Origin of the sequence: Peribacillus simplex NBRC 15720 = DSM 1321, assembly GCF_002243645.1 — a bacterium.
Lineage (GTDB): Bacteria > Bacillota > Bacilli > Bacillales > DSM-1321 > Peribacillus > Peribacillus simplex.
In genome coordinates, this window is sequence record NZ_CP017704.1 from 2,879,308 (window position 1) to 2,892,566 (window position 13,259).

10 protein-coding genes are annotated in these 13,259 nt (G+C 41.3%); 9 read left to right on the top strand and 1 reads right to left on the bottom strand.

What is annotated here, in order from left to right; translation table 11 throughout:
- Nucleotides 1–296 precede the first annotated feature (296 nt).
- The 9 genes from secA to BS1321_RS13795 all read left to right on the top strand — a co-directional run bounded on the left by secA (nucleotide 297) and on the right by BS1321_RS13795 (nucleotide 11,816).
- Entirely contained in the window at nucleotides 297–2,810 is a 2,514-nt protein-coding gene (gene secA, locus BS1321_RS13755; protein WP_063233923.1) for a preprotein translocase subunit SecA, read from the top strand.
- A 171-nt stretch (nucleotides 2,811–2,981) separates the two neighbouring features.
- A protein-coding gene (gene prfB / locus BS1321_RS13760; RefSeq protein WP_230159762.1) for a peptide chain release factor 2 occupies nucleotides 2,982–4,080 on the top strand; the annotation gives its coding sequence in 2 pieces (ribosomal slippage) (nucleotides 2,982–3,044 and nucleotides 3,046–4,080; 1,098 coding nt in all).
- A gap of 201 nt (nucleotides 4,081–4,281) precedes the next feature.
- Nucleotides 4,282–5,097, top strand: a complete 816-nt coding sequence (locus tag BS1321_RS13765; protein ID WP_373459006.1) for a YitT family protein — start codon at nucleotides 4,282–4,284, stop codon at nucleotides 5,095–5,097.
- Nucleotides 5,098–5,146: 49 nt separating this feature from the next.
- Nucleotides 5,147–5,488, top strand: a complete 342-nt coding sequence (gene cccB, locus BS1321_RS13770; RefSeq protein WP_063233926.1) for a cytochrome c551 — start codon at nucleotides 5,147–5,149, stop codon at nucleotides 5,486–5,488.
- Between the two features lie 292 nt (nucleotides 5,489–5,780).
- Entirely contained in the window at nucleotides 5,781–6,467 is a 687-nt protein-coding gene (ftsE, locus tag BS1321_RS13775) for a cell division ATP-binding protein FtsE (protein WP_063233927.1), read from the top strand.
- Nucleotides 6,457–7,350: a permease-like cell division protein FtsX gene (gene ftsX, locus BS1321_RS13780; RefSeq protein ID WP_063233928.1), complete on the top strand. Its 894-nt coding sequence runs from the start codon at nucleotides 6,457–6,459 to the stop codon at nucleotides 7,348–7,350. Before ftsE ends, ftsX begins: the two co-directional genes overlap by 11 nt.
- Before the next feature lie 95 nt (nucleotides 7,351–7,445).
- A complete protein-coding gene (locus BS1321_RS13785) occupies nucleotides 7,446–8,843 on the top strand; it encodes a murein hydrolase activator EnvC family protein (RefSeq protein WP_063233929.1) in 1,398 nt (465 codons plus the stop codon).
- A 141-nt stretch (nucleotides 8,844–8,984) separates the two neighbouring features.
- Nucleotides 8,985–10,409, top strand: a complete 1,425-nt coding sequence (locus BS1321_RS13790) for a S41 family peptidase (protein WP_063233930.1) — start codon at nucleotides 8,985–8,987, stop codon at nucleotides 10,407–10,409.
- Between the two features lie 213 nt (nucleotides 10,410–10,622).
- A complete protein-coding gene (locus tag BS1321_RS13795; protein WP_063234133.1) occupies nucleotides 10,623–11,816 on the top strand; it encodes a PDZ domain-containing protein in 1,194 nt (397 codons plus the stop codon).
- An 82-nt stretch (nucleotides 11,817–11,898) separates the two neighbouring features.
- On the opposite strand, the gene BS1321_RS13800 is transcribed toward BS1321_RS13795, so the two are convergent.
- Nucleotides 11,899–12,888 carry an ABC transporter substrate-binding protein gene (locus tag BS1321_RS13800; RefSeq protein WP_063233931.1) on the bottom strand — a complete coding sequence of 330 codons (990 nt, stop codon included), beginning with the start codon at nucleotides 12,886–12,888 and terminating at the stop codon, nucleotides 11,899–11,901.
- Nucleotides 12,889–13,259: the final 371 nt, after the last annotated feature.

The following is a 13,259-nucleotide window of genomic DNA, read 5'->3' on the forward strand; positions in this document are numbered from 1 at the left end:
ACAGCATCTAGTGATGGAAGGTTATGGATAATTCTCATTTGCATATGGAATAGTGGGGAGTTTGCAACATATTTTTTATACTTCCTTCTATTTTAACAGTTTTACTCCTCATTTATCCATTGTTTTTCGCAAGAATTGAATTCAGGTCTATACCAGGGAAGTGACATGAAGTTGTACCTCTAGGATAGAAGTGGTAAAATTAAGCGTGCATTAGTAATAATAGAAGATGTGTTTCTTCTTACTTATATGAATTTTGTCATTGAACGATCATTACCATAATAGAGGAGCGTTATTGAATGCTTAATATATTAAATAAAGTTTTTGATCCGAATAAGCGAGAAATCAAACGTTTGGAAAAAATCGCTGATCAGGTTGAAGCGCTGGCTGATGAGACGGCTGCGTTATCGGATGAACAGTTGCGTGCCAAAACGGGTGAGTTTAAAGAGCGTTATCAAAATGGCGAAACCGTTGATGATTTGCTTGTTGAGGCTTTTGCAGTTGCGCGTGAAGGGGCAAAGCGTGCTCTGGGCTTATACCCTTACCGTGTTCAAATCATGGGTGGGGCATCCCTTCATGATGGAAATATCTCCGAGATGAAAACAGGGGAAGGTAAAACCTTAACATCTACCATGCCGGTTTATTTAAACGCGCTTACCGGTAAAGGTGTACATGTCGTTACTGTCAATGAATACTTGGCACACCGTGATGCCACCGAGATGGGTGTATTGTATGATTTCCTTGGTTTGACCGTCGGATTGAATTTGAACAGTCATTCCAAAGAAGAAAAGCAAGAGGCGTACAATGCGGACATTACGTACAGCACGAATAATGAGTTAGGATTTGATTACCTTCGTGACAATATGGTGTTATATAAAGAACAAATGGTACAGCGCCCGCTGCACTTTGCTGTTATTGATGAGGTCGATTCGATTTTGATCGATGAGGCGAGAACGCCATTGATCATTTCCGGTTCCGCACAAAAATCGGCTCAGCTTTATATCCAGGCCAATGCGTTTGTGAGAACCTTAAAAAAAGAAACGGACTACACATATGATGAAAAGACAAAAGGTGTTCAGCTGACTGAAGATGGGATGAATCGAGCTGAAAAAGCGTTTAATATCGATAATTTGTTCGATATTAATCACGTTACTTTGAATCATCATATCAATCAGGCGTTAAAGGCGCATGTTTCCATGCATTTAGATGTGGATTATGTGGTCCAGGAAGGCGAGATAGTCATCGTTGACCAATTCACTGGCCGTTTGATGAAAGGCCGCCGTTACAGTGAAGGTCTCCACCAGGCGATCGAGGCGAAAGAAGGACTTGAAATTCAAAATGAAAGCATGACGCTTGCGACGATCACATTCCAGAACTATTTCAGGATGTATGAAAAACTTTCAGGTATGACCGGTACAGCGAAAACGGAAGAAGAAGAATTCCGCAATATTTATAATATGAATGTCATTGCGATCCCGACAAACAGGAATATCGTCAGGGATGACAGGGCAGATCTTATATACGCGACAACTGATGGGAAATTCAAGGCTGTTGTGGAAGACATCGCCGAACGTTATACAAAGGGTCAGCCAGTGCTTGTCGGTACGGTTGCCATCGAAACATCTGAAGTCATATCTGCTTATTTATCCAAAAAAGGAATCCCTCACGATGTTTTGAATGCCAAGAACCATGAGCGTGAAGCGGAAATCATTGCGAATGCAGGTAATCAAGGTTCAGTTACGATTGCTACGAACATGGCAGGGCGCGGTACGGATATCAAGCTTGGTGAAGGTGTCAAGGAGCTTGGAGGCCTTGCTGTCATCGGCACGGAACGTCATGAAAGCAGGCGTATAGATAACCAGCTTCGTGGTCGGTCAGGCCGTCAGGGAGACCCAGGGGTCACTCAATTCTATTTATCAATGGAAGATGAATTGATGCGCCGCTTCGGTTCGGATAACATGAAAAACATGATGGCACGCCTTGGAATGGATGATTCCCAGCCAATTCAAAGTAAAATGGTGACAAGGGCCGTTGAATCTGCACAGAAACGGGTCGAAGGCAATAACTTCGATTCACGTAAGCAATTGCTGCAGTATGATGATGTTCTCCGTCAACAACGGGAAATTATATATAAACAGCGTTTCGATGTCATGGAAAGTGAGAACTTACGTGAAATCGTCGAAACGATGATTACGGCATCCATCCAGCGAAATGTTGTCGCGTTTGCACCAATGGGCGATGAGGAAGGCTGGAATTTACAAGGCCTTGTCGATTACCTGAATGGTAACCTATTCAATGAAGGTTCAATCACTGTAGCTGATTTGGAAGGGAAAAATGAATCGGAATTGGTTGATTTCATTTTAGCAAAAGTGAAAGAAAGCTATGACCAAAAAGAAGAAGAGCTATCTGAAGAACAAATGCGTGAATTCGAAAAAGTAATCGTTCTTCGTGCAGTCGATAGTAAGTGGATGGACCATATTGATGCAATGGAGCAATTGCGCCAAGGGATCCACCTTCGTGCTTATGGCCAGATCGATCCGTTACGTGAATATCAATCAGAAGGTTTCGCAATGTTTGAAGCCATGATTGCTTCAATGGAAGATGAAGTCGCCAAATACATCATGAAGGCTGAAATTCGCAACAATTTGGAGCGTAAGGAAGTCATAAAAGGACAAGCGGTCAATCCGAAGGAAGAAGACGGGGGAAAAGTGAAAAAAGCCCCTGCCCGTAAAAAGGAAGACGTTGGCCGAAACGCTTTATGCCCGTGCGGCAGCGGAAAAAAATATAAGAATTGCCATGGCAATTTAGGCTAAAGTTAGGTGTATAATGATTATGGGACGGTTAAGTGTAAGGCTTGCCGCCTCTTTTCATGTTTAGTTTGCATAAAGCAATATATTTGCATATAGTTTGAAGAGGTTTATTTGTGTAATGAAGCGAATCCTTCTTCAGGGATTTTTTTAACATACTTAATGAGGTGAAGAGAAATGGAATTAGCAGAAATAAGAAATGAACTTGAACGGACAGCGCAACGATTAACGGACTTTAGGGGGTCTCTTTGACTTAGATGAAAAAGAGGCACGAATCGCACAGCTTGAAAATGAGATGACACATCCCGATTTTTGGAATGATCAGCAAAAAGCACAAACTGTCATCAATGAAACGAATGCTTTGAAAGAACAAGTCAATCAATTGTCCGATCTGAATGAATCATATGAAAATCTGGATTTGACATATGAATTAGTGAAAGAGGAGAATGATCAAGAACTTTTGGCTGAGCTGGAAGAAGAAATCACGGTTCTTTCACAAAAGATGAATGACTTTGAACTTCAACTTTTACTAAGTGAAGAATATGACTCGAAAAATGCCATTCTTGAACTGCATCCTGGTGCAGGCGGAACGGAGTCCCAGGATTGGGGTTCCATGTTGCTGCGTATGTATACCAGATGGGGTGAAAAAAGAGGCTTTAAAGTGGAAACCCTTGATTACCTTCCAGGTGATGAAGCTGGAATCAAGAGTGTCACTTTAATTTTCAAAGGCCATAACGCCTATGGTTATTTGAAAGCGGAAAAAGGAGTACACCGTCTTGTCCGGATTTCTCCTTTCGATTCTTCAGGGAGACGCCATACTTCATTCGTTTCATGTGAAGTCATGCCGGAATTCGATGAAACGATTAATATAGAAATCCGCACGGAAGATTTGAAAGTCGATACGTACCGGGCAAGTGGTGCAGGCGGTCAGCATATCAATACAACTGACTCGGCAGTCCGGATCACCCATATACCTACGAACACCGTGGTAACGTGCCAAAACGAGAGATCTCAAATCAAAAACAAGGCCCAAGCCATGAATATGCTAAAAGCCAAATTGTATCAACGTGAAATTGAACAGCAACAAGCGGATTTGGATGAAATCCGTGGTGAGCAAAAGGAAATTGGCTGGGGAAGCCAAATTCGTTCTTATGTTTTCCATCCGTATTCCATGGTTAAAGATCACCGTACTAGTGCCGAGACCGGAAACTTGGGAGCAGTCATGGATGGAGATATCGATATGTTCATTGATGCGTACTTGCGTTCAAAATTATAAGATCAGCCAGTCGGACCGGTTTCCCGGTCCGGCTTTTTTATGTTTTCCTTTTTAATGAATCTTCTGGCTGACATTTACAGGATTGAAAAGGGATGCTCTACCTCGTTCGGCCAATACTAGATAATAATGATGGTTCGAGGAGACTTATGCAAAATGAAGAAAAGATACCGGGAGCGGAAGCACCCTTTAATTCAAAAGTTAATGGAGTATGGATTGGTGATTGTCGGTTCGGCCATAATTGCCATTGGTTTTAATGTATTCTTACTGCCTAACCAGGTCGCATCTGGCGGGGTCAGCGGGATTAGCACGATACTGGATTCAACCCTCGGTTGGGAGCCGGCCTATGTACTTTGGGGTTTTAATATCCCTTTGTTCATAGCGGGGCTTATTATCCTTGGAAGACATTTCGGAGCCAAAAGCCTGATTGGAACCTTATTTTTGCCTTTAGTGGTATTTCTGACAAAGGATTGGGATGCATGGACGAATGATGCATTGCTTGGTTCGATTTGCGGGGGGATGATGGTCGGACTGGGGCTGGGGATCGTCTTTCGCGGAAAGGGTTCCACAGGGGGGACCGATTTAGCGGCACAGATTTTCCATAAGTATACCCATCTGTCATTAGGGACCTGTGTGGCTGTCATTGATGGAATCATCGTTTTAAGTGCTGCCATTGTTTTTGATATTGAAAAAGGGCTTTATGCATTAATAGGATTATATGTGACAAGCAAGACGATCGACCTCGTCCAGATTGGATTGAACCGGTCCAAGATGTCACTAATTATCACGAATAAAGAAATGGAAGTAAGGGATGCTATCATACATGAGCTGGACCGGGGCGTAACAGGCATATCCGGGTATGGCGGCTATACGGATGATACTCGTCCAATTTTGATGTGCGTAATAGACCAGTCGGAATTCACCAAATTGAAACAATTGGTGAAACTCGTTGACCCTAAAGCGTTTGTAATTGTAATGGACGCATCGGAGGTACTCGGGGAGGGTTTTAAACTGGATTGAAATTGGTATAATGTTCTTGTGCTGGTATAAATCAGAGGGGGTAAATTCAATGAAAAAGAAATGGTTAGCCTTAGTTTTGGGTACTTCTTTGACCTTGGCTGCATGCGGTGGAAACGATGATGCTGCAGATAAAGAGCCTGCAGGTGAAAATAATGAAACGACTACGGCAGGTGCTGGTGATGCCGCAAAAATTTATGAAAACAAATGTTCAAGTTGTCATGCAGTGAATCTTGAAGGCGGCGTTGGACCGAATTTAACGAAGGTCGGTTCGAAGCTATCGAAAGCAGACATCGAAAAAGTCATTGCTAATGGCCAAGGTGGAATGCCAAAAGGAATAATCCAGGGTAAGGAAGCGAGCATGGTCGCTGAATGGCTTGCTGGACATAAGTAATGATTAATGAAACGTTCTGCTTAGCAGGACGTTTCATTTAGCCTCCATTAAACCTCGAAAAAACTCACATTTAACCCCTTATCAAGCAATCAAATCTTAGAATTATTACATAGATGTTGATATATGTCTAACTGAAATGAAACTGTAATATTTTTTATGCTTAATTTGACAAAATATGATGTTATAATGTTCCTGTGCTCAAGTAAGAGAGATTCCTGTCAGATTTCAATGAAAATTGTCGAAAAAGCTGTAGGTACATAGTGATAATCCAAGCAAATTAGGTGGTTTTAGAATGATAGAAATGATAGATGTGAAAAAGACATATCCAAATGGCGTAATTGCCATTAATGGAATCAATGTGAAAATAAAGGCAGGCGAGTTCGTTTATGTAGTGGGTCCGAGCGGTGCCGGAAAATCGACCTTCATCAAAATGATGTATAGGGAAGAAAAGCCTACAAGCGGTAATATCTTGGTCAATGGCCTTAGCCTGCCAAGTATCCGCAATTCGAAAGTTCCTCTATTCCGCCGTAATATCGGTATGGTATTCCAAGATTTTAAACTCCTTCAAACATTCACTGTATATGAAAATGTTGCTTTTGCCATGGAAGTTATTGAAAAGGAACCAGAAGAAATCAAAAAGAGAGTCATGGAAGTCCTTGATCTGGTAGGCATTAAACATAAAGCAAGAATGCTGCCTTCCGAGTTATCTGGTGGGGAACAGCAAAGGGTTGCAATAGCCCGTTCGATCGTCAATGATCCTAAGGTAGTCATAGCCGACGAGCCTACAGGTAATCTTGATCCCGAAACATCATGGGAAATCATGAACATATTTGAAGAAATTAATAAACGCGGAACTACACTTGTCATGGCCACTCATAATAGGGACATCGTCAACAATATTAAACGACGTGTCATTGCCATTGAAAGTGGAAAAATAGTTCGCGATGAACATCGAGGTGATTACGGATATGAAATTTAGAACATTGCTCCGTCACTTCCGTGAAAGTTTTAAAAATATTGGCCGTAATGGATGGATGACGTTTGCTTCAGTCAGTGCAGTAACGGTCACTCTAACATTGGTTGGCGTCTTTTTAGTGCTCATGATGAATTTAAATCATATCGCGGGAAATGTGGAGAAAGATGTCGAAGTTCGTGCACATATTGATAATGCGGCGAATGATGACGATATAAAAGCTATCGGTAAGCAAATTACGGAGATGGACGGCATTGAATCAGTGATTTTCTCTCCTAAAGATGAAGAGCTTACTAATTTAATAGATGATTTAGGAGATAATGGTGAGGCTTTTAAACCATTTGAACAAGATAACCCATTAAGGGACGTTTATGTTATCAAAACGAAATCTCCGCAAGATGTCATCAAGGTGGCAAAAAAAATCGAAGGTTTTGAGTATATCCAAAGTGTTAAATATGGACAAGGCTACGTCGAGAAACTATTCAGCTTTGTTAATATTGCTAGAAACATAGGGATCGTTCTTATTGTAGGTTTACTATTTACTGCAATGTTCCTGATTTCGAATACGATTAAAATTACCATTGTAGCTAGAAGAAAAGAAATTGAGATCATGAGATTGGTAGGAGCAACGAATACGTTCATCCGTTGGCCATTCTTCTTGGAAGGACTCTGGTTGGGAGTCCTCGGTTCCATCATTCCCATAGGTCTGGTTGCAGTACTCTACTACAATCTTTATAAATATGCAGCACCGCAGATTACGTTCAAATTCATAGATTTCCTGCCAGCAAATCCGTTTATTTATCAAGTTTCAGCCATCCTCATCGTAATTGGTGCCGTTATCGGGATATGGGGCAGCTTGATGTCCGTCAGGAAGTTCTTGAAAGTATAAAAGTGTATGTTTACTCGAAAGCCAAAAGAAGCCGGATATAAATAGAGAGACGTTACAAGGCAAGGATGTAACGGGTTGAAAGGGGAAATGAAACGTTGAAAAAAAATATCATTGCCATGAATGCCTCCATTATGATCGGGTTGGGAAGCATTTTAGCGGCACCTTCGGTTTATGCCGAGTCGATCTCGAACTTAGAAAAACAGAAAGAATCGATCCAGGAAAAACGTTCGGGTGTTGAATCGAATATTTCCGAAACGGAGAAGAAAATCGATAACCTGCAAGATAAGCAAATGACAGCAGAAGAACAAATCGCTGCTATTGAAGCGAAAATTGCAGAGTCCGCAAAAAAAATCGATGCTAAAAATGCTGAAATTACACAAACGAAAAAAGAAATCGAGGCATTGAAAGAAGAGATTAAAGTATTAAAAGAGCGGATCGCCAAACGTAATGAAGTATTGAAAGAAAGGGCACTTTCTTTCCAGGAGACTGGCGGGGACGTGAACTACCTTGAAGTATTATTCGGATCATCCAGTTTTGGAGATTTAGTTGACCGTGTCGGAGCTGTAGCGACAATTGCTGAAGCCGACCGGGATATTTTAAAAGAGCATGAGCTGGATAAAAAGGATCTGGAAGAAAAGCAAAAAGCTGTTGAAACGAAGCTTGCCAGTTTAGAAGTGGCAAAAGCTGAACTATTGGAAATTCAAAAGCAACAAAAACAGCAGAAGCAAGAAAAGGATGCATTGGTTAAGAAATTAAAGCAACAAACTAAAAAACATGAAGATGAGAAGATGGGTCTAGAGGAAGAGAAAGCGAATCTTGCTGCTCAAGAAAAAGCCATCAAATCAGCCATCAGCTTAGAGCATCAACGTCTTGCCGAATTGGAAGCAGCTCGTAAAAAAGCGGCAGCCGAAGCGAAAAAACGTGCAGAGCAAGAAGCGGCACAAGCGGCAGCCCAAGCAGCCCAAGCAGCATCACAAACATCCGAATCAAAAAAACAATCGTCCTCTTCAGGATATAGTGCAAAAAGCAACAGTTCATCATCATCATCACCTTCACACTCATCGTCTAATGTAAGCTCAGTGCCAGCTGTATCATCGGGTACTTTCACTAGACCAAGTGCAGGATATGTATCTTCAACAATGGGTGAACGTTGGAATAAACAGCATGCCGGCATCGATATCGCTGCTAGTGGAACGGTTCCAGTTGTAGCGGCAGCGGACGGAGTCGTAAGCCGTTCTTACTTCTCAAGTTCATACGGTAACGTCGTCTTCGTTACCCATTCAATCGGCGGTCAGCAATGGACTACTGTGTATGCACACTTAAGCTCTAGACAAGCAAGCGAAGGTGCTGTTGTTGCCAAAGGTCAACAAATTGGCATCATGGGTAACACAGGACATTCATACGGTCAGCATTTACACTTTGAGCTACATAAAGGCCCATGGAATTATAGCAAGTCAAATGCTGTTAATCCATTAAACTATATAAATATTTAATACCCAATATATCAATGGAAAAACAGACAAGGATAAATTCCTTGTCTGTTTTTTTGTGTGGTGTCACCATTTTCTATATGCATATTCTTTCATATCCCCTCATATAGTGAAATACATATCAGGTCAGAAATGGGGATAAATATGGTCAAAAAATGGGTACTTCCTCTAGCAATCGTCATGTCACTAGCCATTGGAGCAGTGGGGGGCATATATTGGACAAGCCTTCCGGCCAAGAATGAAGCAAAGGATGAAGGCCAAGCAATATTAAAGGATAAGGAATGGGCAAAGGTGGAACAAGCTTACGGTTTGATCGTAAGTCAGTATGTAGAACAGGTGGATGGTTCCAACCTGGTAGAGGGTGCCATCCAAGGCATGCTGTCTGCGCTGAAAGATCCTTATTCCGTATATATGGACAAGGATACCGCTAAGCAGTTCAACGAAACCCTGGACTCATCTTTTGAAGGGATAGGGACTGAAATTGGAATGGAAGATGGTAAGGTCATAATTGTTTCTCCCTACAAAGATTCGCCTGCTGAAAAAGCTGGATTAAAGCCGAAAGATCAAATCCTTAAGGTGAATGGTGAGAGTGTAGAAGGTTTGGATCTATATGAAACACGCCTGAAAATCCGCGGCAAAAAAGGGTCACCCGTCAAAATGGAAATAAAGCGGGCAGGGGTGAATAATTCACTTGAATTCAATATGGTGCGTGCCGAAATTCCATTGGATACCGTATTTTCATCAATTAAGGAAGTCGCCGGAGAACAAATCGGTTATATCGAGTTGACCACATTCTCGGAAAATACTGCGAGTGATTTCAAAAAGCAGATGAAGGAGCTGGAAAAGAAGGGAATCAAGGGCTTGGTCATAGATGTACGCGGCAACCCAGGTGGCCTTCTTTCTAGTGTGGAAACGATTCTTGGAGAGTTTATCACAAAAGACAAGCCCTATTTGCAAATTGCGGAAAGAACGGGGGAAACACAATCGTTTTTTACAAGCCTTAAGAAAGCGAAAAGTTATCCCATTGCCGTCTTGACGGATAAAGGCAGCGCCTCAGCTTCGGAAATCCTTGCCGGCGCGATGCAAGAGGCTGGAGGCTATCCATTGGTCGGCGAGAAGACCTTCGGGAAAGGGACAGTACAGCAAGCTGTTCCTATGGGTGATGGCAGTAAGATTAAACTTACGTTATATAAGTGGCTGACGCCTTCAGGGAACTGGATCCATAAAAAAGGGATCGAACCGACAATTAAAGTAAAACAGCCGGATTATTTTGGTGCCCATCAGCTGGCCATTGAGAAGGTCTTGCAGCGGGATATGAATGATGAACAAATCCAGTATGCCCAAAGCATTCTGAAAGGACTTGGATTTGAACCGGGTCGTGAGGATGGATATTATGATTGGAGTACAGAAATCGCAGTAAAAGCATTCCAAAAACAATTTGGCCTGAAAGTGACGGGTAAGCTGGACGCTAAAACCGCAGCACATTTGGAATCCGTCATTCTGGAAAAAATCCAGGATGAAGATAATGATATTCAGTTACGCACGGCTTTGAATTATTTAGTGAAATAACTCGATGGCACCGTTCCCCTTTGGGGCGGTGTTTTTTGCATTTGATCGAGCCCCGTCTGCGAACATGAAGGCAGTATAGAAGAAACTTAAGGGAATGCTACTTTTTCTGCATCTTAATAGGCATGAAGGTTACATTTTTGATAGAATAGGAGGTAACTGACCAGAACGAGATTTTACAAAATTTTGATTACTTTTGAGGATGGTGGAAAGAAATTGACAACGGATTGGCTGATTGCATGCTTAATGGGATTAGGAAAACTCTTCCTTCATCCTTTGCTTTATGTTTCGATTGCCTATTGTTTATTCATCGGCTATCTTCGCGTTAAACGGGAACGCCATGATTTTAATACGAAGATCTACAGTTTTTCCATGGAGCTGCGTTCGATGTTACCTCAAGGATTGGTATGGGGATTGATCCTTTCCTTCCTCACGCTGGCTACTGGACTCGCCATTCCTTTGGCGGCGCTGTTCATCATGTTAGTGGTTACGGTTTTGTCCATGCTATCCATGAAAAAGAGGTTTGTTTCCCCCGTTTATACAGTGGGGCTCACCTTCTTTATCCTTTTCTTTTTATATGATAGAGATATCAAGCTGACGTTATTTCAGGATGCTTTTAATCAGCTGGATCGGTCCGTATATCCGACACTTGTCATTTTAATAGGGTTATTACTGATTGTTGAAGGGTTTTTGATTGTTGGCAATGGAAGTAAAAAGGTCTCTCCTCAGTTGGAGGTATCCAGGAGGGGGCAGCCGATAGGTGTGTATGTTTCACAGCGAATCTGGCTAATTCCCATGTTCGTTTTGATTCCTGGAGGACAACTTCCGATGCCTTTCGAATGGTATCCGGTTTTTTCAATCGGGGATATGTCCCTGTCGCCGATCGTACTGCCCATTTTAATCGGCTTTAAGCAAAAAGTTCAAGGGACGCTCCCGGAACTGGCCATTAGGGCGCAAGGCAAAAAGGTAGGGGCATTGGGATTTGTGATTACGCTATTGGCGGCAGTTGGTTACTGGTACCCTCCATTGGCAATAATAACGGCCGTTTTAGCAATCCTCGGTCGTGAATTCCTGCATTATTCCCAAAAGGCAATGGATCAAAAGCTTCCTTTTTATTTTTCGAAAAGTAAGCTGGGTGTCCAGATTTTAGGCGTTATCCCTCAATCTCCGGCAGATAAAATGGGGTTGCTAAAAGGCGAGGTCATTTCGAAAATAAATGGGGTCGTCGTCAGGGAAGAAGAAGAGTTATACAGGGCGCTCCAAATAAACAGGGCACATTGCAAGCTTGAGGTCATCGATAATAATGAACAGATTCGTTTTGTGCAAAGAGCTCTTTTTGACGGGGAGCATTACGAATTGGGCATCTTGTTCGTTGATGATCAATTGAAGGAAAGCGGACAAGTGGGTTAATGACATATTAATATAAAATAAAAGGCCTTTCTCGAATTATATCGAGAAAGGCCTTTTTCAGCAGGATTTTAAACCTGTGTTATTACTTTTCAAGCATTATTTTTTCTATATCATCTAGCATTTTGTTAGCTGCAATAACACCGCCAGCCGTATTCCAAAATGCGTCATTAACCTCATATGCATTTCCTTTTTTCACTGCATCTAGGTTTTTCCAAAGAGGATCATTTGTCATTTCTTTTGCTGTACTTAGGGCTTGTTTGTCACCTTCAGGTGCGTATGTGAAGTAGAAAATAATATCTCCATCCATTTTAGGTATAACTTCTTTTCCTACCTCAATAGCAAAGTTTCCAAGTTTATTATCTGCAGTAAATAGTTCTTTCTGCTGCTCTGCACGTTTAAATCCTAATTGATCCAAAATTGCTCCAGAGAATGTATCTGTGTAATAAATACGTGTTGTTCCAGCCATAAAACGAACTACAGAAACTTCTTGATTTACCTTATCGCCCAGTTTAGTTTTTACATCTTCTGTGTGGGCATCGAATTCAGCAATTACATCGTTTCCTTTTTCTTCAAGGTTTAATGCTTTTGCATATAATTTAAAGTTTCCTTTCCAATCTGCATTAAGTGTTTCTGAAAAAACAGTAGGAGCAATGGCACTTAATTTGTCATATACGGCTTCCTGGCGAATTTTAGTACCGATAATTAAATCAGGTTTTAATGCTGCAATTTTCTCTAAGTTTACCTCATGCTCAACACCAACAACTTCAACGCCATCCATATCTTCTTTAATATGATCGTACCAAGGATCTCCAGTCCAAGATTGAGCAGCTCCAACTGGTTTTACTCCTAAAGCTAGTAATGCTTCTGTACCTTCATTTGTAAGAACGACGACTCTTTCAGGTTGTTTTTCTAATTTTGTAGTTCCCATTGCATGCTCAATTGTATAGCTTGTATCTTCTTTTTTGTCATCAACCTTGTTTCCTTCTGCTTGATCATTCGAACTTCCGCAAGCTGCTAGTAGGAAGACTGCAAATAAAGAAATAATAGTAAAAAGTGATCTAATCTTAAACATCTTATGTATCCCTCCAAATTTAGAGCAAATGATAATCATTCGCACTTACCTGCATCATCATAAAATGAATATACTTTTCTGTCAATATATAATTGAAAATGATTCTCAAATTCATTGACATATACAAATTTGACGGCGAGCATTACGAATTAGGCATACTGTTTGTTGACGATCAATTGAAAGAAAGTGGACAAGCAGGGTAATTGTGATTTTTCATAATCACTTGGAATACTGTCGTAATTCCAAGCTAATAATTTTTTTCGGACCTATTATTCTTGATGTGATCGTTATAGAAGTAAATAGTTGCCGAGACGATTTCATGTAGGCTAATAATAATTACAATATACTTTTATTTCGATGAAGAGACAAAA

What these genes read in the sequence shown, in the direction of transcription:
- BS1321_RS13790 (WP_063233930.1), top strand. Translation starts at nt 8,985, where the DNA reads ATGGTCAAAAAATGGGTACTTCCTCTAGCAATCGTCATGTCACTAGCC.
- ftsE (WP_063233927.1), top strand. Translation starts at nt 5,781, where the DNA reads ATGATAGAAATGATAGATGTGAAAAAGACATATCCAAATGGCGTAATT.
- cccB (WP_063233926.1), top strand. Translation starts at nt 5,147, where the DNA reads ATGAAAAAGAAATGGTTAGCCTTAGTTTTGGGTACTTCTTTGACCTTG.
- BS1321_RS13800 (WP_063233931.1), bottom strand. Translation starts at nt 12,888, where the DNA reads ATGTTTAAGATTAGATCACTTTTTACTATTATTTCTTTATTTGCAGTC.
- ftsX (WP_063233928.1), top strand. Translation starts at nt 6,457, where the DNA reads ATGAAATTTAGAACATTGCTCCGTCACTTCCGTGAAAGTTTTAAAAAT.
- BS1321_RS13765 (WP_373459006.1), top strand. Translation starts at nt 4,282, where the DNA reads ATGGAGTATGGATTGGTGATTGTCGGTTCGGCCATAATTGCCATTGGT.
- secA (WP_063233923.1), top strand. Translation starts at nt 297, where the DNA reads ATGCTTAATATATTAAATAAAGTTTTTGATCCGAATAAGCGAGAAATC.